The following is a 25447-nucleotide window of genomic DNA, read 5'->3' on the forward strand; positions in this document are numbered from 1 at the left end:
CTCAGCTCGCGAGCGCCTCAGGCTGCCTTCGTTTCGGTGTCTCCTCGACGGCGATGGCGCGCGCGGAGAGCTTGGCGTAAAGGTCTCCCAGCCTGCGCTCGACCTCTTCGCGGCTCAGCCCGTACTGCTCGAGCGAGTAGCTGTGGCTGCTGCTGTAACCGCGGCTCTCTGCTTCCCGGAGCGCCAGCCGCGCCTTGAATTGGGCGGTCGAATCCAGCCCGAGCTGCCCGTAGATCTGCTCGATCGTGCTGGCGAGATCGCTCTTGAGGGCGCTCATAGTAACGCAAACGCAGCGGTTTTCGGATGCCGCGCCGAAGGCTTGGCCGAGATTCCGGTAGTAGAAGGCGAGCTGCTCGGTGAGCCGCGCTCTCAGGTCCGGCGCTTGCGAGAGGGCATCGAAGAAGTCGATGCCCGATTCGATCGAGCTGAGCTGTGAGGGGATGGTATTGGCCGGCTCGCGCAGACAGATCACGAAGCGCGCATCCTGGAAGCGCTCTGCGAGCGCCTGCGCGAGGGGGGCGAAGGCGGCGTTCTTGGACAACAAGCGCTTGTCGGGTCCATGGACATAGAGGTGGCGCTGCAGGGCGCGGTAGTAGAAATCCATGATCCGCCGACGCTCCGCCTCGGGCATGTCCCGGTCGAAAGTTCCCATGCGCCAGACGAAGTCCGAGTGCGCGAAAGGGAGGACGAGGATGAAGCAGGCGAGCACGGGCATGAGCGCGAAGTAGTCTTCCTCGGCGTCCCAGAGGCTCATGCTGTGGACATCCGCCATGCCGCCGAGCAGTTTGCCTTCCGCCCAACGCAGCAGTCTTGAGAGGGGGGCTCCGACCTTGGCGTCGAGCCGTCCGACAGCGAGCCAGAAGCGCCGCGCCGTCACCGACAAGGCAAAGAAGCACTCCCAGGTGGAAAAGGTCGTGTACTGCTCGTCTGCCGCCAGGACGCGATGCAGATGTGTCGTGCCGCTGCGAGGGACGCCGAGCACGAAGATGGGCTCACGGACATCGACGCGTCGGTAGGCGGGGAAGAGGATCTCGTCGAGCAGAAAGCCGACCCAGTGAATGAGCTGGACGAGGGCGAACACTGGGATGAAGGCCAGCATGACCGCCAGGCGCTTCGGGCTCGCCCGCCCCGCGCCCCTGCGCGGGAAGAGAAGCCGGACCGCCAGGGCGAGGATGCGGGCCTGGGTGGCGAAGAAGAGCCGGAGCATCATTGGGGGGAGAAATTGGGGAGATTCGAGACGGAGGCGCGCGCGATTCCGGGGCGAGGGGCCCTGTGAGGGCCCCATGCGGGTGCCGCTGATCGGCTCAGCTGTCGCCGGGGCTGGGGCCTGAGTCGGTCTTCGGGGGGGCGGCGACAGGCGCTTGCGTCGCCGTCGTCTCACCTGTAGCTGCGCTCAGACGCGGGCTTCCCGGCGCGGCGTCATTCGAGGCCGGAGCGGCCCAGTCGCGCGTCGTTTCCGGACCCGGAAGCATCGGGGCTGGCGATACGCTGCCCGCGCCTTCCGGCTTGCTGCCTGCGGCTGACTCTGCCTTGGGCCGACGCTCTGGCGCCGGGGGAGTCTCCGCGCCCTCTCCGTGCGGTGCCGCGTCCTTCCTGGGCGCGCTCTTGGATGCCGCTTTCGGCTCCTGAGCAGGCGTTTCCGCACCCTGGCTCGGTGCCTCGCTCGCCGCTGGAGGTGCCGGCCGGCTCTCGGCCTGGGGCGCGCTCACCTTCGTGGCTGGCGCCTCGTTCTGTCCATTCTGCGCTGGCTTTTCCTGATCGCCGGTCTCGGCGCCCGTCGCCGTGGGGCGGCGTCGATTGCGGCCACCGCGGCGGCGGCGAGAGGAGCGCGGGCGCTCGCTGCCCGAGGTGGCGGAGCCTGGCGTCGTATCGCCTCCATCAGTGCCCGTTTCCGAGCCCGCCCGTGCCTCGGGCTCCCTTCCCTCGCTGTCCTCGGGCTGTGCCTGGCGGCGTCTTGCCGTGTCGCCCCGGCTGGACGGCGCTTCCGATCTCTCTTGGTCCGGCCGTGGCGCTGCGGATCTTTGGCCCTGGGCGGCCGCCGTCGCCTGATCGTCGCTAGGCTCGCCCTGTGCCGAGCCGGTCGCGTTGGAGTCCTCGGGCCGTTGACCAGCTCCACCTGAGCCCCTGCGGCCGCGTCCTCGCGAGCCGCCGCGGCGGCTTCTGCCGTCACTGGAGCGCGATCCGCGCGCGGATTCCTCGGAGCTTTCCGTATCGCTGGTGGTGCTGACTTTGGGTGCCGAGGCCGCCTTTGTGCTGCTTGCCTCGGCGCTGCTGGCGTCGCGATTGCGCTCCGGGCGGGCCGACGCGCCGCGTGCGCCTGAGCGCGGACGGCCTTCGCGATCGCCGCTGCCATTCTGCCTGCTGGCGCGCGTTTGGGCGCGACCCTGTCCACGCTCGCTATCGGGTGCTTCAGAGGCTGCGCGCTGCGTCGGCGCCGCGCCGAGGTCCTGGGTCTCCTGAGCGCGCGTTTGGAAGAGTCCGGTCCAGATTCGCTTGAGCAGGCTCTCCGGCTCCGTCCGCTCCGGCTCCCGGCGGATCCCTAGCGGCGGCGGCGGGGTCGGCGTCGGCGCGCGCTCGCGATTCGGCTGCGGGACGGGCGAGCTGGGCGTGACCTGCTTGACGGCCGGCTCTTCGATGCGCAGCGGCTGACCCAGCTTGGCATAGTGAGGCGGCTCGTCCGGATCCGCTGGCGCCGCCATCTCGTAGCTGGGGAGGTCGTCGACCTCGCCCTTGGTCGCATCTTGGGCGCGGACGCGCTCGATCTGGTACTCGGGCGTCAGCAGGTGCTCGTTGGGCAGGAGCAGGATCTCGACCCCCTGGCGCTCCTCGATGTCCGAGATGGCGCGGCGCTTTTCGTTGAGCAGGAAGGTGGCGACGCTGACCGGCAGCTGGGCGAGGATGCGATGGGTATTCTCCTTCATCGCCTCCTCTTCCACGATGCGAAGGATCGACAGGGCGAGCGATTCGACGCCGCGTATGGTTCCCTGACCCTTGCAGCGGGGGCATGGCTGCTGGCTGGACTCGCCGAGCGAGGGGCGCAGGCGCTGCCTGGACATCTCCAATAGGCCGAAGCGTGAGATGCGCGCGATCTGGACACGGGCGCGGTCCTGCTTCAAGGCCTCGCGCAGGCGGTTCTCGACCTCGCGCTGGTTCTTCGGCGGCGTCATGTCGATGAAATCGATGACGAAAAGACCGCCGAGGTCACGCAGCCGCAGCTGCCGGGCGATCTCGTCCGCCGCCTCGAGGTTGGTGTTGAGCGCCGTCTCCTCGATGTCCGCGCCCTTGGTGGCGCGCGCCGAGTTGATGTCGACCGAGGTCAGGGCCTCGGTGTGATCGATGACGATGGAGCCGCCGGAGGGCAGTCGGACCTCACGCTGGAAGGCCGATTCGATCTGGGTCTCGATCTGGTAGCGGGTGAAGAGCGGGACCTCGTCCTGATAGAGGCGCAGCTTCTTCAGATTCTGCGGCATCACCTGGCGGATGAAGTTCTCCGCGCGCTCGTAGACCGCCGGGTCGTCGATGACGATCTCACCGATGTCCGCGCGCAGATAGTCGCGGATCGAGCGGATGATGACATCGCTCTCCTGGTAGATCAGGAAGGGGGCCTTGCGGCTCTCGCCCGAGGTCACGATCGCCTTCCAAAGCTGCAGGAGGTAGTTGAGGTCCCACTGCAGCTCCTCGACGTTCTTGCCGACGCCCGCCGTGCGCACGATCAGCCCCATGTCCTCTGGGATCTCGAGCTGGCTCATGGCATCGCGCAGCTCGCTGCGGTCCTGGCCCTCGATACGGCGCGACACGCCGCCCGCGCGCGGATTGTTCGGCATCAGCACCAGGTAGCGACCGGCGAGCGAGATGAAGGTCGTCAAGGCCGCGCCCTTGTTGCCGCGCTCTTCCTTATCGATCTGAACGACGACCTCGCGGCCCTCGCGCACCGCCTCCTTGATGCTGATGCGGGTGCCCGGCTTGACGCTATCGGGCTCGAAGTAGGCGCGCGCGATCTCCTTCAGCGGCAGAAAGCCGTGGCGCTCGGAGCCGTAGTCGACGAAGGCGGCCTCGAGGCTGGGCTCGACCCGGGTGATGACACCCTTGTAGATGTTCGCCTTCTTCTGCTCGCGTCCGGGTGACTCGATATCGAGGTTGTACAGCAACTGCCCGTCGACGGTCGCGACACGCAACTCTTCCGGTTGAGTTGCGTTGATGAGCATTCTTTTCATGTTGTTCCTTACTCACGCACCACGGCGCGTATCCCGTGGCTGAACGCGCTGCCGCAGCCTGCGGCTGAGCGGGCTGCGGGCGGCTTGGGCGCGTTGCCCGTCTGCCCGTCGTGTCAGCTGCCTCAGGCGTCGTCATGGTCCGCGCTTCCAGCGCAAATGAACGGGCTTTCAGCGGGCACGCGCACATGAATCATTGGTTTCGGGTCCCCATTGGGCACCCGGGCTATCTGGACCGATCCCAATCGGAGGGATGTCCGCTTCGGAGCGGCGGAGAAGTTGCCGGCGGCGCCGACTCGCCTGAGCGCGCGCCACATGGGGAGGTCGCTGGGTGTAGAATCTGCGTCGCTCGATGCGGCGAGCCCGCTTGAAGCACCTCGCGGCCCCTGGGTGGTATCAGTCAGGTGTCGGATGCCGTTAAGGGCCTGAAGGTCACTTGCGGCGCTCGGTCGGCAGGCCTTGAGCTGGAACCTCGGTAAACGCTCGCCGCTCCGGGAAAAATGTCTATTCCACTGGCCAGCGCAAGTCGCTAATGTTAGCAGCGAAATTTCCAAGCAGCAATTGAGCCGGTCGGCCAGGTCTGTCACTACATTGAAACCTTCAAGATCCGCTTTGAAGTCCAAGCTCAAGGCGAGTCCCCACAGCCAATCATCGTCCCGCTCCACAGAAGACCATGGTGGGGGTGCTGTTACCGCGCCACAACAGGTTTGTGTCGATCAGGAGTCGGACGGGCAGAGAATCGACAACTTTCTGCTGCGCTTCGTCAAGGGCGTGCCGCGCAGCCACGTCTACCGCATCCTTCGCCGCGGCGAAGTCAGGGTCAACAAGGGGCGCGTCAAGGCCAATCACCGCGTGCGTTTGGGGGACATGGTGCGCATCCCGCCGATGCGGCAGGCCGCGTCCGTCCCCGCCGGGCGGGCCTCCGAGGCGCATCTGGCGCGGCTCGAGTCCGGTGTGCTCTATGAAGACGAGCGGCTCTTGGTCATCGACAAGCCCTCCGGGCTCGCCGTCCACGGTGGCAGCGGCCTGAGCTATGGACTGATCGAGTCGCTGCGCCAGCTCAGGCCGGGGCGCGAGCTGGAGCTGGTGCATCGGCTGGACCGCGAGACCTCGGGCTGCCTGGTGGTCAGCAAGCGCAGGAGCGCATTGCGCGAGCTGCATCGCATCATTCGCGAGGGCGCCATGGACAAGCGCTACCTGGCGCTCATGGCCGGGGAGCTGCCGCGCGCGGAGATGCTGGTCGATGCGGCTTTGAAGAAGAACGTCCTCAAGAGCGGCGAGCGTCTGGTCGCGGTCGACGCCGCCGACGGCAAGGAGGCGCGCACCCGCTTTCGGCGCCGGGCCCGCTTCAGTCTTCAGGGCCAGGCCCTGACCCTGGTCGAGGCCGAGCTGCTGACCGGGCGCACCCACCAGATTCGGGTCCATGCGGCGCACCTGGGGGCGCCGCTCGCCGGAGACCCCAAATACGGGAGCGAGACGCTCAACCGGGCGCTCAAGGCGGTCGGACTCAAACGTCTGTTCCTGCATGCCTCCGCCTTGAGCTTCCGGCTCGAAGTCATGTCTCGGCCGCTGCGCGTCGAGGCGCCGCTGCCGGCCGAGCTGCAGGATGTCTTGGATGCCTTGGAGGCGACGACGTGAGATTCGAGCTGATCGTATTCGACTGGGACGGGACCCTGATGGACTCGGAGGCCCGTATCGTGACCTGCCTCCAGTCCGCCTTCCGAGACCTGGGGCTGCCGCCTCCCTCCGCCGAGGCAGCGCGCGATATCATCGGGCTCGGGCTCGACGAGTCGATGCAGCAGCTCATGCCCTCCGCAGACGCGGCGTTGCGGGCCGAGCTGATCACCACCTACCGCCGCCACTTCCTGGTGACGAATCAGACGCCTTCCGTGCTCTTCCCAGGTACGCTCGAGGCGCTCAACTGGGTGACGGAGCGCGGCTATCGGCTTGCGGTGGCGACGGGCAAGAGTCGTGTGGGCCTGAACAAGTCCATGGCCGAGACCGGCTTGGACGGCCTGTTCCACGCGACCCGATGCGCGGATGAAACCTTTTCCAAGCCACACCCTCAGATGTTGCTCGAGCTGATGGACGAGCTTGGCGTACGGCCGGCCGAGACGCTCATGGTTGGAGACACCGAGTACGACATGCAGATGGCGAGCAACGCCGGCGTTCCCTCGCTGGCTGTCTGCTACGGGGTGCATTCCGCGGATCGTCTGCTGGCGCATGCGCCCTTGGCATGCCTGGATTCCCTGCACGCCTTGCCTGGCTGGCTCGAGCAGACCGCAGGCAGGCGTCCGTCCGCAGTCCCGTCCTGAGGGCTCGACATCCCGACCTCATCCACGCGTGGGCGCAATGCGTCCGCGAGGAGCCATGACATGAATTGGAAGTTCTGGAAACGACGCGAAGAGCCCATGCCGGCTCCCGGCCAGCCCGACTGGGAGCGCGCTGTGCTCAATCGCATGGCGGCGGAGTACCTGCACGATCAGCGCAACCGCCGCCGTTGGGCGAATCTCTTCAAGCTCCTGGTCTTGCTCTATCTGATCGGCCTGCTGGTGCTGGCCAACATGGGCAGCCTCAAGGGCATGGTCTCCACCGACGAGGATCACACGGCCCTGATCGACATCAAGGGCGTGATCGCGCCCGAGTCTGCGGCCAGCGCGGACCGCGTGATCGGCGCGCTCCGCAAGGCCTTCGAGTCGGACAAGGTCAAGGGCGTCATCCTGCGCATCAACAGCCCCGGCGGCAGTCCGGTACAGGCCGGCTACATCAACGACGAGATCAAGCGGCTCAAGGAGAAGTACGAGAAGGATCACGACAAGGACATGCCTGTCTATGCCGTCGCCGTCGACCTCTGCGCCTCCGGTGGCTATTACATCGCCGTCGGTGCGGATGAGATCTACGTCGACAAGGGCAGTCTGGTCGGCTCTATCGGGGTACGCATCGACAGCTTCGGATTCCAGCAGGCCATGCAGGAATTCGGCGTGGAGCGCCGGCTTCTGACGGCTGGTGACAATAAGGGCATCCTCGACCCCTTCTCTCCGCTCCCAGCGTCGCAGCGCGACTTTATCCAAGGCGTGCTCGAGACGCTGCACCAGCAGTTCATCGCCGAGGTGAAGGCGGGCCGGGGCGACAAGCTCAAGGGTGGCGACGCGCTCTTCAGCGGACTCTTCTGGAGCGGTCAGGAGGCCGTGGAGCTTGGTCTGGCGGATGGTCTGGGCAGCTCCAGCTACGTCGCCCGCGAGGTCATCGGCACCGAGAAGCTCGTCGATTACACCCAGAAGCGCGATCTGCTGGAATCTGTCGCCAAACGCCTCGGCGCCAGCTTCGGGCTCGGCGTCTTGGAGAGCCTCAGTCTCTCGGCGGGGATGGGGCTGCCGCACTGAGCCAGGCCGCTCGCCATCCATCCGAGCGGCGCCGCCTCAGTGGCGCCGCGGCGGCACCTGGCTACTTGGTCAGGGCCGCCTGGATGGCATCCAGGTCCAGACGCTCGAAATAGGCCTCGATGGGCTTGATGTCCTCGAGCTGGCTGCCTTGGCCCTGGATGACCAGGCGGTTGCCGACCATCAGGGTGACTTCGTAGTCCGTGGTGTCCGCGGCATGCTCGACCATGCCGCGATTTCCCTTGAAGGAATAGGTCTTCATGTCCTGGTTGCTCTGCATCACGAAGGGCATGGACATGGCCATGGTGAGCATGGGCATCATGGGCGAATCGGCCATGAGGTTGAGCGTGACCTCGGCGCCATCCTCGCGCGTATAGCGGCGGGTTAGGGTCGTGCCCGTGATCATGGCCGCCATGCCGCCGCTCTGGGACTCGGGCGGGTCCGCTGTCCAACCGTCGAGCGCATCCGGAAGGAGCTTCAGCAGGCTCTCCGTCATCTGCTCCTGAATCTTGGCGACGGCGAAGTTGAGGGTCTCCACGGCGGTGCGCAGCTCGCCCGACTCATAGGACTTCTTGGCGGCGTCGATCTGATCGGTGACCTCATCGGCTTGGCCGGCGCTGGATAGGGTCAGGGCCATGGCCACCAGGCTCACGGCGATCGGGTGCATGCTATTCATCTTGCTGATCTCGCTCGGTGCTGTGTGCGGGTGCGTCCATTGTCGCATCCCCAGGCGCGGCTGCACATGATGGCCCCGCGCTTGGGTGGTGCCGCTCAGAGACCGAATTCCTGGCGCAGCCGCGTCTGGAGCTTGCGCGCCTGCTTGAAGGCCTCCTTGAGCATCAGCCGATGCAGCTCGTTCAAGTCGCTCGGGTCGACCCGGTTGGCCGCGTCCTGATCCTCGGTTTGGAGCTGCTGGTTGATGCGAAAGCGCTGGATCAGGTGAAAGGCCTCGATCTCGGCGGCGATATCTTCGGGGGCGCGTTGGCGCTGCGCCCCGGTTGCGCGCAGCCGCTCGACCGTGCTGGTGGCCCAGATGCCATCCTTGAGCGCCCAGAGGCGCCCGGCGTCCATGAAATAGCGTGCGCCCTGCAGCTTGAGATCGATGGTATGGGGAAAGTCGCGGTTGCGATCGAAGGTGAATTGGCCGGCCCAGCCGAGCGGCGGGCTGACGCCGAGCGATTGCTCCGCCAGGGCATGAAAGAAGCGCCCCTGGCCTGGGGCCTCCTTGATGAGCCAGGCGCGCAGCCGGTCGACCGGCTCGCTGGTGCCGTAGAGGGGGCGGAAGTCGAAGAAGATGGTGCTGCGCAGCACGGCCTCCGGCTCCGGGACCCTCAGCCAGTTGGCGAAGCGCTGCTGCCACTCGGCCGCGCTCAGGCACCACTCCGCGTTGCCGGCCATGATGTCGCCGCGGCAGCGCTCGAAGCCGCAATGGTGGAGTGCTTCGTTGACGGCTTGCGCGAAGGGTAGGAAGGCCTCGCGGATCTCTGAGGTGCGCTCAGGCTCCGGCGGCACGAAGAGCAGGCCATTGTCTTGGTCGGTTGCGAAGGTCTGCTCCAGACGCCCCTCGGAGCCGAAGACCATCCAGCACCAGGGCACGGGCGGCAGATCGAATTCGTCCTCGATCAGCTCGATGATGCGCATGCCGATGAGGTCGTTGAGCCCGGACATCCACTGACAGAGCGCCTCGACCGCCATGCCGGAATGGAAGAGCTGAGCGCCGCGCCGGCGCACGCGGTCCGCCGCCATCATCATGGCGTCGATGTCGCGGGCGGCGTTGATGCTCTCGATCAGGGCCTGGCTCCCGCCGGCGCGCAGCCCGAGCAGATCGGCCTGGCCGATCAGCCCGCACAGCCGTCCGTCCGGCTCGGTCAGTACCAGGTGGCTGATGCCCTTCTTCGCCATCTCGACCCGTGCGCGATGGCTGGGTGCATCCGCGGCGAGGCTGGGCGGCGCCCCGGTCATGTGCACGGCGACCGGGTCGTCCAGGCTTCCGTCCTCGAAGCTGACGACCTGCAGCATGTCCCGCAGCGTCAACAGCCCGAGCGGCAGGCCGCTGTCCGGATCCGCGATGACGGCCGCGTCTGCGTCCTGCTGACTGAAGTAGAAGAGGGTCTCCCGCAAGCGGGTATCGGGCGTGACCACGAGCGGCCGGTGCTGGGCCAGGGTCCGCAAGGGGGCGGGCTCGGCGCCGCTTGCGGTGACCTGGTTGTCGGTGTCGGTCATGGCTGGCACCTCGCGCTGTTCAGGCGGGTGGGAGGAGAGGGCGCTCGGCGATCCGGGTCAATCGCGCGATTCGAGCAGCTCCTTGACCTTTTCGACCAGGTCGCGGGTCGAAAAGGGCTTGGGCATGTAGGCATCCGCGCCGAGCGCCAGTCCCTTCTGCTGCTCGGCCTCGCGGCCCTTGGCGGTGAGCATGAGAATCCGCGTCGCCGCCAGGCTCTGGTCCGCCCGTACCGCCTCGAGCACGGCGAAGCCGTCGAGCTTGGGCATCATGACATCCAGCACCACCAGATCCGGTCTGTGCGCCTTGACGGCGGCCAGTCCGGCCTCGCCGTCACGCGCCACCCGTACCTCATGCCCCTCACGCATCATGAGAAACTCCAGGGAGATGACGATGTTGGGCTCGTCGTCGACGATCAGGATGCGCTTGCTCATGGTCTCGCCTTCAGTCCGGTGTCTCCGAGCGGTGGGCAGGAAGCTCGAAACAGAGGTTAGCACCTTTTCCGGGTAGGTTTTCCGCCCAGATTCTGCCCCCTAAATGGTCGATGATCTGACGGCTGATCGGCAATCCAAGCCCGGTGCCCGCAGGCTTGGCGCCGCCGATCTTGGTCTGCCGAAACTTCTCGAAGACCAGCTCCAGCGCGTCCTCCGGGATGCCGGGGCCGTTGTCCGTGACACAGACGTGCCAGCCATGCTCGCTGGGGCAGAGACTGACGTCGATGCGGCCCGCTTGCGCCGCGGCGAACTTGGCGGCGTTCGAGAGCAGGTTCATGAGCACCTGGACCAGCCTGTCGCGGTCGCCCCAGACAAGGGCGGGCTGCTCGGGCAGGTCGAGGTCGAGCTGGATGCCGCGGTCCTGGATGAGCTGCTCCGTCGCCTGCGCCGCCTGCTCGACGACCTCTTGGAGCGCGACCGCCTCATTGCGCCAGTCGGCGTGGCCGGACTCGATCTTGGCGAGGTCGAGCACCTGATTGACCAGGCGCGAGAGCCGCTCGGTCTCGCTGACCAGGATGCCGAGGAAGCGCTTGCGCTGGTCGAGCGCGATCTCCGGGTCGTCGTAAAGGATCTCGGAGAAGGCGCGGATGGAGGCGAGCGGGGTGCGCAGCTCATGGGTGACGGAGGACATGAAATCGTCCTTGAGTCGGTCGAGCTCCTTGAGCCGCAGGTTGGCCGCGCGCAGCTCGGCACTGGCGGCCTCCAGGGCGAGCGACTTCTGCTCCAGCTCATGGCTGTAGGCGCGGATCTGGGAGGCCTCGTCCAGGATGTCCAGCACCTCGTCGAGCCCTAGGGCCTCTTCCTCCGTCACCGATGCCATCATCAAACGCGCGGAGGCGCCGCCGATGGCCCCTGAGAGCAGGGTCTCCGCGAAGCTCACGGTTTGACCGTCGGCCGGCAGGGCCTCCAGGCCGGGCAGATCGCGCGAGCCTGCATAGTCCGTGAAGGCAGTGCGGGTGCGCGCGACCCCCAGGAAGCGCTCGGCGAGCCGCATCAGCTCGGCGATGTCCGCGCTGCCGCGCCACAGGGGGGCGCTGGTCGGCTGGCGATGGCGCAGGGCGTCGACATAGATGCGCGCCTGGGTCGCCTCGGTGGCATTGGGCTCGCGGAAGGAGGAGACGAGCAAGAAGGCGCCGAGGTTGGCGATCAGGCTCCAGAAGAGCCCGTGGGTGACGGCGTGCCAGCCGGTCAGGCCGAAGAGCGCCATGGGCGCCAGAATGTCCAGTCCGGCCGGGCCGGATTCCATGAAGGCCGCCGGCAGCCAGCCGGACTTGGCGAAGGAGGGCAGCAGCAGCGTGTAGGTCCAGACCAGGAAGCCCGCGGAGAGCCCCGCCAAGGCGCCCTCGCGGGTTCCGCCGCGCCAATAGAGGCCGCCGATCACAGCGGGTGCGAGCTGGGCGATGGCGACGAAGCTGATCAAGCCGATGCTCACCAGCGCGTAGGCCTCGCCGGCGAGCCGGTAGTAGAGATAGCCCAGCATGAGGATGCCGATGATGGCGCCGCGCCGGATGTTGAGCAGCAGCCAGCCCAGATCCTCAGGTGCGCGTCGATTCCGCCAGTGCCGCATGAGCACGGGCAGGACCAGGTCGTTGCTCACCATGGTCGAGAGCGCGATGGTCTCGACGATGACCATGCCGGTGGCCGCCGAGAGGCCGCCGATGAAGACCAGGAGCGCCAGCCAGGGCTGCTCGAAGGCGATGGGCAGGGTGAGCATGAAGGTGTCGCCGTTCACCTCGCCATTGGGGAACATCGAGAGCCCGGCGACCGCGATCGGGATGACGAAGAGGTTGATGACCAGCAGGTAGAGCGGGAAGAGCCACATGGCGCGCCGCAGATGGCGCTCGTCGCTGATCTCGACCACACCGACTTGAAACTGCCGTGGCAGCAGCATCACGGCCAGAGCGGCCAGAAAGGTGATGGCGAGCCAGTCCTGGAAGGGCGAGATGCCCGGCTTGATGAGCGGATCGAGCAGCCCGGCCTCTCTGGCGCGCTCGACGGCCTGGGGAAGCTCGGGTCCGCCGAGTCCCAGCAGCCCGAAGGTCACGAAGAGCCCCACGGCCATGAAGGCGATCAGCTTGACGATGGACTCGAAGGCGATGGCCGCGACCAGCCCTTCATGCCGCTCGCTGGCGTCGAGCTGGCGCGTGCCGAAGAGGATGGTAAAGGCCGCGAGCAGCAGGGCGATGACGAAGGCGCTGTCATGCCACAAGGGCATGGTGGCCGCGTCCGGCATCTGCAGCGCCGGATAGTGCTTGAGGATGGTGAAGCTCCAGGCGATGGCCTTGAGCTGCAGCGCGATATAAGGGACGACCCCGATCACCACGATCACCGTCACCAGCCCTGCCAGCTTCTGGCTCTTGCCGTAGCGGGAGGCGATGAAGTCCGCGATGGAGGTGATGCGCTCAGTCTTGCTCACCCGGATCATCTTCAGCATGACCGAGCCCCATAGCAGCGCGATCAGGGTCGGGCCGAGATAGATGGGTAGAAAGCCGAGGCCGTTTTCAGTCGCGCGACCAACGCTACCGTAGAAGGTCCAGGCCGTGCAATAGACGGCTAGCGACAGGGCGTAGACCGTGGGATGCGCGATGATCGAGCGACCCAGGTCCGCGCGCCGGTCGGCCCAGTAGGCGATGGCGAAGAGCAGCCCGACATAGGCGAAGGAGGCACCGATGATGAGCGGCCCCGTGATCATGCGCGCCCCTCAGTCCGCCCCGCGCGAGACGAGCCAGGCGGCGAGGGCGATCACGCCGGCCCAGACCGCGAAGATGTAGATCAGCAAGATCGGGATGCCGAGCCAGCGCCCGAAGGCCTCGAACTGCAGCACCAGCGGCGAGAACAGCAGCAGCATGGCCGCCAGGAAGAGCGTGAGCAGGCGTTGTCGCAGCAGCGTCGAGCGGGGCATCGGCTAGCCTGCGAGTGGCTGGTTGTTCGCTAGGCGATCAAAGCCCGTACTCCGACAGGAGGTCATCGACCAAGTCCTGCTTGAAGGAGTCGGATTGGTCGAGCTCGGTGACGTCACGCAGCATTTTCGCCTTCTGCGCCTTGTTCTCGAAGGAGTCGTCCTTCTGGATATTGAGTATGACCAGTGCCTCGACCAGCCAGCCCCGAATTTGATCGAGATCGAGGATCAGTGCGTCCATCCTCTGTCTCGCGGCGTCCTGATAGGACTGGGAGGCGATGATGTCGAAGAAGCACGCCTTCACATGGCCAAGCCGCTCCTCTTGCATCGCCGTGCCGACACCTGGATCCTTGAGGCTGGCCTCGAGGGTCTCGATCTTGGCGAGCGCAACGTCCGAGCTGTCCAGGACGGCGCGGGTGGCCTGGGCCATGAGATCGACGACGCTCTTTGCACTGCTCACCGCGGTCGGTGCCTGGTGGCCGGCACTGGTGAGCGGCGTCTCCACGCTCCTCATGTTGACGAGTACTGAGTTGATCTTCTGCGCGAGCAGGGAGACCATTCCCTCGGCGTCGATCTCGACATCGAGTTGATCGAATTCGCCATTCAGGATCGACTCCGTCGCCTGGACCAAGGACTCGAGCGTTGTGTCGATCTGTTGCCGCGAATCGCCCAAAGAGATTTCTCCGCTGATATGTTTCGACCTGCAACGAGCTGTGTCGAAAGGGACTTCGGAACAGCGCTTGCCAAAAAATCAGACTTCATGTTTTGACTCGACAAGAGATCTGAAGCAGGTCAAAACATGTCGTCTATAAAGGAGCCGCGCTACCGGTATCTTGCCTCAGCAGCATAGTGTTTCGACTTTGCTTCATACATGCGCTCATCTGCGATCTTGGTCAGATCGGCCGGAGGGGCTTCATCGACCCCGCATGCCCCCATGCTCAGGGTGACCGGCCATGTAACGCCTTCCGCCAGGTCGACCGAGATGCCCGGGAGCACATTTTGCCGGAGTCTGGCCAGGAATGACTCCGCGTCTGCCTGACCCGCGTTGGTCAAGAGCACGACGAACTCGTCACCGCCGGTTCTGGCAAGCACATCTGTTGCCCGGATGGCCGCGCCTAATTGAGCGGCTACCGCGATGATGACCTTGTCGCCCGCTTCATGTCCATGCTGATCATTGACCTGCTTCAAGCCGTTGACGTCCGCAACGACGATGGCGTAGGGGATCTCATAGAGGGCGTACTTGGCGCGCTCTTCCTCGAGCGCATTGCTCAAGTAACCGCGATTGTAGGCCCCGGTCAGGGGGTCCGTGTTGGCCTTCTCCTGCAACAGCCGCATCAACAGCTGCGAATGGATGAACGCGCCGAAGGGCTCGAGGAACAGCGAGACCAGTTGGCCATCGACAGGGTCTTCGGGCTCGACCCAAAAGGCATACCCGACCTGCTGCTCATCGCTCCCTCGGATGGGGAGCCCGACGATTGCCGACCGCGTCGGCGCCTCCGAACGGAAGCCTTGCTCCAGCCGACGGCTCCGCCGCTCGGACAGACAGGTCTTGATCAGCTCGTGCATCGTCGAATCATCGAATCCTCTCTGAGCCGAAAACCAGACGCTGGAAGCGCGCTTGTCGAATACGACAAGCGCGGCCGAAGTGGCACCACAGGCGGATAGGAAGAGGTCGAGGAAAAGATGCGTAACCGGCTCGGGGTCTTCCTCCGTGCGCATGGCCCCACCCAGCCGAACGAGGCTGGCGAGGATCTCGTTGCTCTTGGCGATCGTTTTCTGCTGCTCTCGAATCTTCTCGATGAGCTGAATCTCGCGCGTCGTGTTGCGCAGGAGGATCGCTGCGCCATTGCTGTCATCTACGGGTGTGATGCTCTCCGTGTAGTAGTCGCCGTCCACTAAGTGAGTGACCTTGAGTGATTCAGTGAGAGTGAATACACCTTCGGCGGGGCATGAGGCGCAGGGCTCACGCCTTCTCAGGGCTTCATAGCAGGTCGAGAAGCCCACGTCCGGCAACATGTTGCGAGCCGCGGAGTTCATATGGACGATTCGGTAGTTCCTATCGATGGTCAGCAAAGCGTCCGGCAGCGCGTCGAGGAGACCACTGATCTTGGCTTTCTCCGCGGCATCTTCCTTACGGAGCCGCTCGAGGAGCATTTTCTTCGCAAGGGCTTCCTTTCTCGCGCGATCCGCCTTCTGCAGCGCGAGAATCTCACGCGTAACATCGCTGAACGTCAGGGCTACCGCCTTTCCCCAAGGCGTGAAGCCCTCTTTTAGGTAACGGATTGCCTTACCCGCCGTGACGACTTTGAGAGAGTGCTCGATGCTCGCCAGCGGTCGTCCCCGCTCGATCGGGCACTGATCGCAAGGGGCCGTCCGCGAGACGAGCGCGCCGAAGCAGGTCTTGCCCATCAGTGCCCCTGGCGCTCCGAGACCGGTCAGCTCGACGGCGTAGCGATTGACGGCGATTACCCGGTAGTCGGTATCGATGACCAACATTGGGGTCCGGACATACTCGAGTGCGGCGAAGGGGGCGTCGCCTTCTTGGTCGGAGCGGCTCGAGCCCGCGATTGGCGATAAGGCGTCACTGTGCATGGATCAGCGGGACCGGGGATTTCGTGCTGAAGCCTCGAGGCCGTCGGTCGCACGCGGCAAGCAAGCGTCGACGAGCGGCATACCTCGGACTCCGTCACGCCGTCGTCCGGCGCAATGGGGCTGCGGAGAGCAAGTGCTTGGCAATAGGTTCATGGTGGAGATGCTATCAGCAGCCTCACCATTGATGAACCCTGGTTTTCACGCCTCCAAGGGCCATTAGACATGTGACATCCGACCGCGGAACGCAGCCCTGCCCCACGACGCTGCCGGCCGCGGGTCTTGCTCGACCCTCCGTTGATCCGTGGCAGATGTCACCATCTGGACAGGCTTCTAGCGACGGGGTTGGAGGGCGTGCTGGCGAAGAGTCGGTATCCGTCGATGTGATCGACGTCTTTGTGGGCGCTCGCCGAGGTAAAGATGATCGCGAGCATCGAGCTGATACGCAGTGCCCAGCGTCGTGGGCACTCGGGGGTTGGAAGGCCCGGTCCAGGCGAGGACCGGGCGCGACGGAGGTACTGCTAGACGGTCTGCTTATGCCTTGTTGGTGTTCAGCTTCACTAGGGTATAGGCCGGGCACCAGCTCATGAGGCCGGTCGCCAGGGGAAGGATGGCGATGGCGCCGAGCCAGTTCTGAGTGAAGACGCCCCAGCCAGCGATGGCGACACCTGCGACGATACGGATGGTGCGATCGAGACTGCCTACGTTTTTGTTCATGCTCAATTCCTGTTTGCTTGTAAGCCTATGACCGACCAGGCCCGGAGCGGACTGGTCTTGAAGGAGTGAGCACAGACTAGCGACATCGCGGCCGCATCTCTGTGACTTTGTCACCGAGCGCCTCTGGAATCCGTTGCTGGCCAGATGTCGTAGAGGTCGTAGGGTGGACGAGCGAGAGCGAAGTCCACCGAGCCCCGCGCCCTTGTCGCTCAACGGCACCCTGGGTGCAGCCTCCTCCATCCGGGGCATGAATCGCCCAATCGAGCCCCGTCGCCTTCACTGAAAATCCCGACTCCGCGTTGGCTCCAGTCGAACATGGATCAGCGGCTGCGGGTCCCAAAACGACTCCGCGATCAGGTGCAAAATGCCCTCCTGACGCTGAATGCGGCCGGTGACCCCGAGGAAATTGGTCGTCTTGATCAGCAGTCCGTAGCGCTCCAGGATTTGATTCCAGACCACGACGTTGACGAAGCCGGTCTCGTCCTCCAGCGTCATGAAGAGCACGCCGGAGGCCGTGCCGGGACGCTGGCGGCAGATGACCAGTCCGGCGTAGCGGACGCGCTGGCCGTGGCGCATCGCCTTGACTTGGGTGGCGTCCGGGAGGCGTTGTCCGCGCAACTGCTCGCGCAGCGGGCCGAGCGGGTGGCCGAGGGTGCTGTGGAGACTGGTGCGGTAGTCCCAGTTGATGGTCTCGAAGGCATCGAGCGGGGCAAAAGGCAGCTCGGGCTCTTCGGCTGCCAGATCCAATGGAATATCGGGCGCGTTGGCCGAGCCTGCCGCTTGCCAGAGTGCGGCGCGGCGGTCTTGCTCCAGGGAGCGCAATGCACCGGATTCGGCCAGACGCTCCATAACACCGGCGTTGAGTCGGCTGCGCCTGGTTAGGTCCTCGACCGATCTGAAGGGCCGCTTCATCCGGGCTGCGGCCAGCCGCTCCCAATCCGCCTCTCCAACCCCTTTGATGAACTTCAGCCCCATGCGGATGGCATGCGGCGGTTGCTCGCTGGCGCTCGGCTCCAGGGTGCAGTCCCAGTCGCTGTGCACCACGTCGACCGGACGCACCTCGATACCGTGGCGCTTGGCGTCCTCGATGATGGTCGCGGCGGAGTAGAAGCCCATCGGCAGGGCGTTGAGCAGGGCGCAGGCGAAGGCGTCCGGGTAGTGGCACTTCATCCAGGCGGTGGCATAGGCGATGAGGGCGAAGCTGGCGGCATGGCTCTCGGGGAATCCGTACTCGCCGAAGCCGCGGATCTGCTCGAAGACCTGCTCGGCGAAGGCGGCGTCGATGCCCTTGGCGGTCATGCGCCGGATCAGCCGCTCGCGGTGGCGCTCGATGCGGCCGCTGTGGCGCCAGGCGGCCATGTCGCGTCTGAGCTGATCGGCCTCGCCTGGGCTGTAGTCCGCCGCCACCATGGCGAGTCGGATCACCTGCTCCTGAAAGAGCGGGATGCCGAGGGTCTTCTTGAGCACCGGCTCCAGGCTGGGGTGCGGGTAGACGACCGGCTCCTGCCCGGCGCGCCGGCGCAGGTAGGGATGCACCATGCCGCCGGTGATGGGGCCGGGGCGCACGATGCTGACCTCGATCACCAAGTCGTAGTAGGTGCGCGGCTTGAGCCGCGGCAGCATGGCCATCTGGGCGCGGCTCTCGATCTGGAAGACGCCGACGGTGTCGGCCTGGCGGATCATCGCGAAGGTCGGCGCGTCGTCCGGCGGGATGTCCGCCATGCCGATGTCCTGCCCATAATGCGCGCGCAGCAGGTCGAAGCCCAGGTGCAGCTGATGCAGCGCGCCCAGTCCCAGCAGGTCGACCTTGAAGAGACCGAGCGCCTCGATGTCGTCCTTGTCCCACTGGATCACCGTGCGGTCGGCCATGGCGCCGTTCTCGATCGGCACCAGGGTCGAGACTGGCTTCTGCCCGAGCAGGAAGCCGCCGGGGTGGATCGAGAGGTGACGCGGGAAGTCCAGGATCTCGGTCGAGAGCCGCATCAGGTGCTGGAAGACCGGCTGCTCCGGGTCGAGCCCGGCCTGGCTCAGCACCTGCGGCGAGACCTTGGCGCCATAGGGCGGCAGCAGCTTGGCGAGTCGGTCGAGCGCCGTTTCCGGTACGCCCAGCACCTTGCCGACGTCGCGCACCGCCGAGCGCACCCGGTAGCGGATGTGGTTCGCGACCATGGCGGCGTGCTCGCGCCCGTACTTCTTGAAGACGTGCTGGATGACGGCCTCGCGACGTGCGTGCTCGATGTCCAGGTCGATGTCCGGCGGCTCGGCGCGCTCGCGTGAGAGGAAGCGCTCGAACAGCAGCCCCAGCCGCACCGGGTCGACGGCCGTGATGCCGAGGCAATAGCAGACCGCCGAGTTGGCCGCCGAGCCGCGCCCTTGGCAGAGGATGCGCTCGCGGCGGCAGAACTGAACGATCTCCCACATGGTCAGGAAGTAGCCGCAGTAGTCCAGCTCGTCGATCAGTGCCAGCTCCCTGGCGAGCTGCTCGGAGACAGCGTCAGGAATAGAGTCGGCGTAGCGCCGCCGCGCGCCCTCGAGCGTGAGCCGACGCAGTCGCTGCGATGAAGTCGAGCCGTCCGGCAGCGCCTCCGAGGGGTAGCGGTAGCGCAGATCGTCCAGGTTGAAGCGGCAGCGTTCGGCGATCTCGCGGGTGCGGGCGAGGGCGGTCGGATCGTCCTCGAACAGCTTGTCGAAGGCGAACGGGGAGAGCAGGGCGTGCTCCGCGTTCGGCCGGATGCGCCGCCCGGCCTCGGAGAGCCGGATGCGATGGCGGATACAGGTCAGCACGTCCTGCAGCTCGCGCCGATGCGGCTTGTGATAGAGCACCTCGGTGCCCGCGACCACCGGCAGCCGATAGCGCGCCGCGCGCTGGCGCAGACGCGCCTCCAGCGCCGGCTCCTCGGCGCGGCGGTGTCGGGCCGCCAGGGCATAGAGGCGGTCGCCGAAGGCCTCGCGCAGCTGATGGGCGACGAAGAAGGGATCCGCCTCGGCCGTGAGCAGCGAGCGCTCGCCGCCCCAGAGCGCGATCAGATCCTTGGCGTGGTCATAGACCTCCCGCCAGCCGACCCGGCTCTCGCCCTTGGGGCAGCGCCGGTGGCCGATGGTCAGCAGCCGACAGAGATTGGCGTAGCCGGTGCGGCTCTGCGCCAGCAGAATCAGCGTCGAGCCGTCCTCGATCGAGACCTCCGCGCCCTGGATGAGCTGTACCCCCAGCTCACGCGCCTTGACGTGTGCCTCCACCAGCCCGGAGACGCCGTCGCGGTCCGTCAGCGCCAGCGCAGGCAGGCCGAGCGCCGCACAGGTCTCCACCAGCTCTTCCGGATGGCTCGCGCCTTCCAGGAAGGAGAAGTTGCTCTTGCACCAGAGGGGAATCATGTGGGAAGCCGCCAGCGCTGCTTTCCGCAGAGGTCGAGGCCCGGTCGCCTACACCCATGGGACTGGTCGGAGCTGTGTGTTGCTGGAATCTGGGCCATCGCTCACGCCTCGTCGGCGTATCGCCAAAAGTTGCCGACTCGCTTATACCATACAATTGTATGTCATTGCCGACACAGCGATCTTCGGCCTGTCCTGGGAGTGTCGGCCTCCAGGCCGACACCTGTTGACCTGGAGGTCAACACTCCCAGCGTCATGCTTTCCTGCAGCCTGAGATGGAGCTGAGCACGCGCGCTTAACGCGCCAACCCTTGCGGCTGGGCGGCCGCAAGCTTGTCATCCCGGAAGCCCCGGCGGGTCCTGCGCATCCTGTCAGCCATCGTCAACGGCTGCACAGGGAGCATCACACGCATGGCCGCTTACACCAAGACACTCGTGGTCCTCGCCAACTCCTGCAAGCACAACGCGCGCTGCCTGGCGGGCAAGGAGCTGACCCTGCACGGCCTCGGCGACTGGGTGCGCCCGGTCAGCGCCCTGCCGACCGGCGAGCTGCTGCCGCTCGAGCGGCGCCTGGTCGGCGGCGGCGAGCCGGCGCTGCTGGATGTGGTCGAGGTGCCCTTGCAGGGTCCGTCACCGGCGGGCTTCCAGACCGAGAACCACCGGGTCGCCCCGGCCGGCGGCTGGGTGAAGCGCGGCTGGCTGGATCCCCAATGGCTGCACGCCGCGGTGGACGACTGTCCGACGCTCTGGGTCAACGGCTACTCGAGCAGCGCCGGCTGCAACGACCGCTTGCCCGAGCCGCTGCTGGCCGAGTTGCAAACCTCCCTGGCGCTGATCGGTCCGATTGAAGTCGAGCTGCGGGTGCTGGGCGAGAAGGTGCGCGCCCGCTTCGTCTACCAGGCGGTGACCTATGACCTCTGCGTCACGGATCCGCGCATCAAGGCCACCTATGCGGCGCGGGCGGAGGGCTGCTACGGTCTCGGCGCGGCCTTCGTGTGCCTGAGCCTGGCCCCCGCCTGGCACGGCTATGCCTATAAGCTGGCCGCCGCCATCATGACCCCGAACGCAGGTTGATCGCCATGTCCTCGACCCTCTACACCATCGGCCATTCCGACCATGCGCTGGAGGCCTTCATCGGGCTGCTGCGCCAGCATGGGTTGAGCGCCATCGCCGATGTGCGCTCGCACCCTTACAGCCGCCGCCACCCACAGTTCAACCGCGAGCCGCTCAAGGCGGCGCTGCGCGAGGCGGGAATCAGCTATGTCTTTCTCGGGCGCGAGTGCGGCGCGCGCTCGGAAGATCCGGACTGCTATGCCGAGGGTCGCGTGCAGTACGAGCGCCTGGCCCAGACCGCGCTGTTCCGCGAGGGGCTGGAGCGGATTCGCGTCGGGGCGGACAGCTACACCCTGGCGCTGATGTGCGCCGAGCGCGATCCGCTGAGCTGCCATCGCACTCTGCTGGTCGGCCGTGCCCTGGTCGCCCAGGGGATGGCGGTGCAGCACATCCTCGCCGATGGCGGCTTGGAGTCGCATGCCATGGCGATGCAGCGTCTGCGTGCGCAGCTCGGATTCGCGCACCCGGATCTCTTCAGCTCGGATGCCGAGCTGGAGGCGCTGGCCTATCGCCAGCAAGAGGCGCGCATTGCCTACGCGCCTTCCGATAAGTCGTCCACCGATGACGCGGGGGAGGAGGGGGCATGAAGCTCTACACCATCGGCTTCACCCAGAAGGGCGCCGAGCAGTTCTTCGGCCTGCTGCTGAACAACGGCGTGCGCCGCGTGCTCGACGTGCGGCTCAACAACCGCTCCCAGCTCGCCGGCTTCGCCAAGCGCGACGACCTGCGCTACTTTCTGCGTGCGCTCGGCGGCATCGACTATGTCGAGCTGCCGAGCCTGGCGCCAACCGCCGAGATCCTCGGCGCTTACAAGAAGAACGGCGGCGACTGGGCGACCTATGAGCGAGCGTTCCGCGCGCTGCTCGAGCAGCGCCGCGTGGCCGAGACGCTGGATCCCGCGCACTTCGCCGACGCCTGTCTGCTGTGCAGCGAGCACGGCCCGGAGCATTGCCATCGCCGGCTGGTGGCCGAGCACCTGCAGAGGCAATGGGGCGGGATCGAGATCCGGCACCTGAAATAGGGCGATTCGCGTGGGAGCGCCGCCCCGGCGCGACGCGGCTTGCTCCGAGCGGCGCAGTCGCGGCGGGGCGCCGCTCCCACAGATCGATGAGCGTCCCAGGAAATCACCTCAGCGCCCGAGCCACTCTGGATGGGCGCGACCTGGCCGCACCAAACCGACTCGCCAATTCGGGCCCTTCTGTTGTCATCAACAAGCAAGGAGCAAGACCTCTCATGACCGCATCGACGCTATCCCAGCCACCCTATGCCTACCCCCGCCGGATCCTGCTCGCGGTCTCCGGGCTCAGCCCGCAGATCCTGACCGAGACTCTGTACGCCCTGGCGGTTCAGCAGCAGCCGGCCTTCATCCCGACCGAGATCCACCTCATCACCACCAGCGAGGGCGCCAAGCGGGCACGCCTGAGCCTGCTCTCCGAGGAGCCGGGCTGGCTGGCCCGCCTATGCCGCGACTACGGACTGCCCGCACTGACCTTCGGCGAGGAGCAGATCCAGGTTCCCCATGACGCCGAAGGCGAGGCAATGGCCGACATCCGCACCCTCGCCGACAACATGCGCATGGCCGATCTCATCACCGAGCGGGTGCGCGCGCTCACGGCCGATCCTGCGTCGGCCCTGCATGTCTCCATCGCCGGCGGGCGCAAGACCATGGGCTACTATGTCGGCTACGCCCTCTCGCTCTTCGGTCGCGTCCAGGATCGGCTCTCGCACGTCCTGGTGGACGAGGCCTTCGAGTCGAGCTGGGACTTCTTCTATCCCACCCCCTACAGCCGCGTCGTCGCCACGCGCGACAACAAGCTGATCGATACCCAAGAGGGGCAGGTCATCCTCGCCGACATCCCCTTCGTGCGCCTGCGCGACGGCATTCCCGAGCGCTTGCAGAAGGGGCAGGCCACCTTCGCCGAGACCATCGACGCCGCCCAGCGCGCCCAGCTCCCGCCCGAGCTGGTGATCGACCTGGAGCGGCGGCGCATCCGCGTCGCCGGCGAGCCCGTCAGGCTCGACCCGCGCGAGCTCGCCTTCTACAGCCTCATGGCGCGCCGCCGCCTCAAGGACATGCACCCGGCGCGCTGGACCACCGAAGGTCTGGCACAGCAATACCTCGCCGAATACCGCCTCATCCTTGGCGAGTATCACGGCGACTACGCGCGCGCCGAGGAGCTGCTAGCGGAGGAAATGAGCAAAGACACCTTCGAGCAGTACAAGTCGCGCACCAACAGGGCACTGGAAGCCGCGCTGGGTGCGACCCTGGCCAAGCCCTATCGGATCCAGCCCAGCGGCAAGCGCCCGGAGACCAAGTTCGGACTCAAGCTCGAGGCGGAGGCGATTCGCTATGGCGAGGTCGCGGAGGCAACGGACGATTCCTAGCCGCCTGGCCGCTTGAAGTGTCGAGAGCCCGCCACTGGCGGGCTGTCTCGTCCCCGCGAGCGCAGGACACCACCCACAAGTTGGGAGCGGCGCCTCGCCGCGCTCTCGTGGGAGCGGCGCCCCGCCGCGACGAGCACCCACGCATACCGGATATCGGTCCACGCCCCCGGCGCAAGCTTGCCCTGGTGCGCGGCACACTGCGTATCCAAAACAGGTAGGGCGAACGAGCACGCGAGACCGTGAGCCTGAAAAGAGCGGCTGAATCGCAAAGGGCACGAAGAGAGCAAATGACTTGAATGTGTTGCGGAGTGGGGCTTAGTCACCCAGCGGGTGAAAGGCCCCGCCGATCGAGCCTAGCCCGCGCCGGCGCTAGTGGACTGCGCTGCGCTTGTCCACCCTCCGGCATTCTCCCGCGCTCAGTGCGCGGGATTTGAAGCGCCTCTTAATCCCCTTTAGATCGGGTCTCTGATTCGAACGCGATTGGTCAATGCACTCGCCGAAGAAGGCTCAGCCTTAATCCCCTTTAGATCGGGTCTCTGATTCGAACCGAGCGGGAGCGCATCATCCTCCCGAGTCCCGGTCTTAATCCCCTTTAGATCGGGTCTCTGATTCGAACCAACATCACCGACCTGCGGCCCTTCCTGCGCCGGTCTTAATCCCCTTTAGATCGGGTCTCTGATTCGAACACTGCGGAAGAATTACATGTCGTTCCTCACCCTGGTCTTAATCCCCTTTAGATCGGGTCTCTGATTCGAACCTCCAGCGGTCGGACGCCCCGCTAGGCAGGGGCTGGGTCTTAATCCCCTTTAGATCGGGTCTCTGATTCGAACGGGTCGCATTCTGTCATCCCGGCGGCTACCCGCAGTCTTAATCCCCTTTAGATCGGGTCTCTGATTCGAACGGTCAGATCTTTGACAATCAGGTAAGAGAAACCTGTCTTAATCCCCTTTAGATCGGGTCTCTGATTCGAACGGCCGCCCAACGGCAGGCGCGCATGAGAAGGAAAGTCTTAATCCCCTTTAGATCGGGTCTCTGATTCGAACGAGCAGCCACAGACGCAGGCGGAACTGATCGAGCAGTCTTAATCCCCTTTAGATCGGGTCTCTGATTCGAACGAGTGAAGTCATATGAGTCGCGTCGGCCGCAGCTGTCTTAATCCCCTTTAGATCGGGTCTCTGATTCGAACACAGGTGTCAAGCGCGCGGGCGCTGGAAGGCCAAGTCTTAATCCCCTTTAGATCGGGTCTCTGATTCGAACGGTTGGCCTAAACCGATACGAGACATCTACGATACGTCTTAATCCCCTTTAGATCGGGTCTCTGATTCGAACGGCGATGAATCGCCAAGTGATTGGGTAATGGTGCGTCTTAATCCCCTTTAGATCGGGTCTCTGATTCGAACAGTGCCGCTCTTCGACGACGACAGCGAGCCACCGTCTTAATCCCCTTTAGATCGGGTCTCTGATTCGAACATCGCCGAGCCGGCATGATTGTCCTCGGTTCATGGTCTTAATCCCCTTTAGATCGGGTCTCTGATTCGAACCGAGGGGCTGCACTGAAACGGCTTGCCGGAGTGCGGTCTTAATCCCCTTTAGATCGGGTCTCTGATTCGAACACCTACAACATGACAAATCCGGACAACACTGACGGTCTTAATCCCCTTTAGATCGGGTCTCTGATTCGAACCTGGAGATGCGCTTGGCATGGCGCGTCAACAGAGAGTCTTAATCCCCTTTAGATCGGGTCTCTGATTCGAACAAGCAACGGCGAGACGCTCGTCTACCTCCACACGGTCTTAATCCCCTTTAGATCGGGTCTCTGATTCGAACCGCTCGCGCAGATCGAATGGGATGTCATCGTCGAGTCTTAATCCCCTTTAGATCGGGTCTCTGATTCGAACCATAGCCGATGTACACCTCACACATAAAGCCGTGGTCTTAATCCCCTTTAGATCGGGTCTCTGATTCGAACCCCTATTACGCGCGCTTAGGCCTATTGCACGGAGGCTTATTCACCATTTGAGCGGGGGTCTGGTATGATGAAGTAAGAAGATGCGGGCGAGGTCGCGGGGG

General features: G+C 65.4%; 18 protein-coding genes and 1 CRISPR repeat array. Of the genes, 7 read left to right on the plus strand and 11 right to left on the minus strand.

Annotation, left to right across the window (positions count from 1 at the left end; translation table 11 throughout):
- Position 1 precedes the first annotated feature (1 nt).
- Both G3446_RS16720 and rne read right to left on the minus strand, forming a co-directional pair.
- Positions 2 to 1210, minus strand: a complete 1209-nt coding sequence (locus G3446_RS16720; RefSeq protein WP_245232560.1) for a sulfotransferase — start codon at positions 1208 to 1210, stop codon at positions 2 to 4.
- A gap of 94 nt (positions 1211 to 1304) precedes the next feature.
- Positions 1305 to 4214, minus strand: coding sequence for a ribonuclease E (gene rne / locus G3446_RS16725; RefSeq protein WP_164453974.1), 2910 nt, complete (start codon positions 4212 to 4214; stop codon positions 1305 to 1307).
- Between the two features lie 609 nt (positions 4215 to 4823).
- Between rne and G3446_RS16730 the strand changes: the two genes are divergently transcribed.
- The 3 genes from G3446_RS16730 to G3446_RS16740 are packed head-to-tail and all read left to right on the plus strand — an operon-like array spanning position 4824 to position 7594.
- Positions 4824 to 5849, plus strand: coding sequence for an RluA family pseudouridine synthase (locus tag G3446_RS16730; RefSeq protein ID WP_164453975.1), 1026 nt, complete (start codon positions 4824 to 4826; stop codon positions 5847 to 5849).
- Positions 5846 to 6526, plus strand: coding sequence for an HAD-IA family hydrolase (locus G3446_RS16735; protein ID WP_164453976.1), 681 nt, complete (start codon positions 5846 to 5848; stop codon positions 6524 to 6526). Before G3446_RS16730 ends, G3446_RS16735 begins: the two co-directional genes overlap by 4 nt.
- Positions 6527 to 6586: 60 nt before the next feature.
- Positions 6587 to 7594, plus strand: a complete 1008-nt coding sequence (locus tag G3446_RS16740) for a S49 family peptidase (protein WP_164453977.1) — start codon at positions 6587 to 6589, stop codon at positions 7592 to 7594.
- 61 nt (positions 7595 to 7655) lie between these two features.
- Here G3446_RS16740 and G3446_RS16745 read toward each other — a convergent pair whose 3' ends face one another.
- From G3446_RS16745 to G3446_RS16785, 9 genes are all read right to left on the minus strand, one after another.
- Positions 7656 to 8267: a hypothetical protein gene (locus G3446_RS16745; protein WP_164453978.1), complete on the minus strand. Its 612-nt coding sequence runs from the start codon at positions 8265 to 8267 to the stop codon at positions 7656 to 7658.
- 95 nt (positions 8268 to 8362) lie between these two features.
- Positions 8363 to 9814 carry a DUF294 nucleotidyltransferase-like domain-containing protein gene (locus G3446_RS16750; RefSeq protein WP_164453979.1) on the minus strand — a complete coding sequence of 484 codons (1452 nt, stop codon included), beginning with the start codon at positions 9812 to 9814 and terminating at the stop codon, positions 8363 to 8365.
- Positions 9815 to 9871: 57 nt separating this feature from the next.
- Positions 9872 to 10246, minus strand: a complete 375-nt coding sequence (locus tag G3446_RS16755) for a response regulator transcription factor (RefSeq protein ID WP_164453980.1) — start codon at positions 10244 to 10246, stop codon at positions 9872 to 9874.
- A gap of 10 nt (positions 10247 to 10256) precedes the next feature.
- A complete protein-coding gene (locus tag G3446_RS16760; protein WP_164453981.1) occupies positions 10257 to 12998 on the minus strand; it encodes an ATP-binding protein in 2742 nt (913 codons plus the stop codon).
- Positions 12999 to 13007: 9 nt separating this feature from the next.
- A complete protein-coding gene (locus G3446_RS16765) occupies positions 13008 to 13208 on the minus strand; it encodes a hypothetical protein (RefSeq protein WP_164453982.1) in 201 nt (66 codons plus the stop codon).
- Positions 13209 to 13245: 37 nt separating this feature from the next.
- Positions 13246 to 13878 (minus strand): hypothetical protein, encoded by a 633-nt coding sequence (locus G3446_RS16770; RefSeq protein ID WP_167757086.1) that lies wholly within the window; start codon positions 13876 to 13878, stop codon positions 13246 to 13248.
- Positions 13879 to 14027: 149 nt separating this feature from the next.
- On the minus strand, positions 14028 to 15797 hold the full coding sequence (locus G3446_RS16775; protein WP_280818839.1) for a sensor domain-containing diguanylate cyclase: 1770 nt from the start codon (positions 15795 to 15797) through the stop codon (positions 14028 to 14030).
- A 531-nt stretch (positions 15798 to 16328) separates the two neighbouring features.
- Positions 16329 to 16511: a YgaP family membrane protein gene (locus G3446_RS16780; protein WP_164453984.1), complete on the minus strand. Its 183-nt coding sequence runs from the start codon at positions 16509 to 16511 to the stop codon at positions 16329 to 16331.
- A 276-nt stretch (positions 16512 to 16787) separates the two neighbouring features.
- Entirely contained in the window at positions 16788 to 19883 is a 3096-nt protein-coding gene (locus tag G3446_RS16785; protein ID WP_164453985.1) for an error-prone DNA polymerase, read from the minus strand.
- Positions 19884 to 20290: 407 nt separating this feature from the next.
- Between G3446_RS16785 and G3446_RS16790 the strand changes: the two genes are divergently transcribed.
- The 4 genes from G3446_RS16790 (at position 20291) to csm6 (ending at position 23377) form a co-directional block, all read left to right on the plus strand.
- Positions 20291 to 20953 carry a dual OB domain-containing protein gene (locus G3446_RS16790; RefSeq protein ID WP_164453986.1) on the plus strand — a complete coding sequence of 221 codons (663 nt, stop codon included), beginning with the start codon at positions 20291 to 20293 and terminating at the stop codon, positions 20951 to 20953.
- 5 nt (positions 20954 to 20958) lie between these two features.
- Entirely contained in the window at positions 20959 to 21579 is a 621-nt protein-coding gene (locus G3446_RS16795; RefSeq protein WP_164453987.1) for a DUF488 domain-containing protein, read from the plus strand.
- Positions 21576 to 22013: a DUF488 domain-containing protein gene (locus G3446_RS16800; RefSeq protein WP_164453988.1), complete on the plus strand. Its 438-nt coding sequence runs from the start codon at positions 21576 to 21578 to the stop codon at positions 22011 to 22013. Before G3446_RS16795 ends, G3446_RS16800 begins: the two co-directional genes overlap by 4 nt.
- A 212-nt stretch (positions 22014 to 22225) precedes the next feature.
- Positions 22226 to 23377, plus strand: a complete 1152-nt coding sequence (gene csm6, locus G3446_RS16805; RefSeq protein ID WP_164453989.1) for a CRISPR-associated ring nuclease Csm6 — start codon at positions 22226 to 22228, stop codon at positions 23375 to 23377.
- Positions 23378 to 23816: 439 nt separating this feature from the next.
- A CRISPR array of direct repeats spans positions 23817 to 25346; the repeat unit is 37 nt; unit sequence GTCTTAATCCCCTTTAGATCGGGTCTCTGATTCGAAC.
- Positions 25347 to 25447: the final 101 nt, after the last annotated feature.

Origin of the sequence: Thiorhodococcus minor (assembly GCF_010820565.1) — a bacterium.
Classification (GTDB): domain Bacteria; phylum Pseudomonadota; class Gammaproteobacteria; order Chromatiales; family Chromatiaceae; genus Thiorhodococcus; species Thiorhodococcus minor.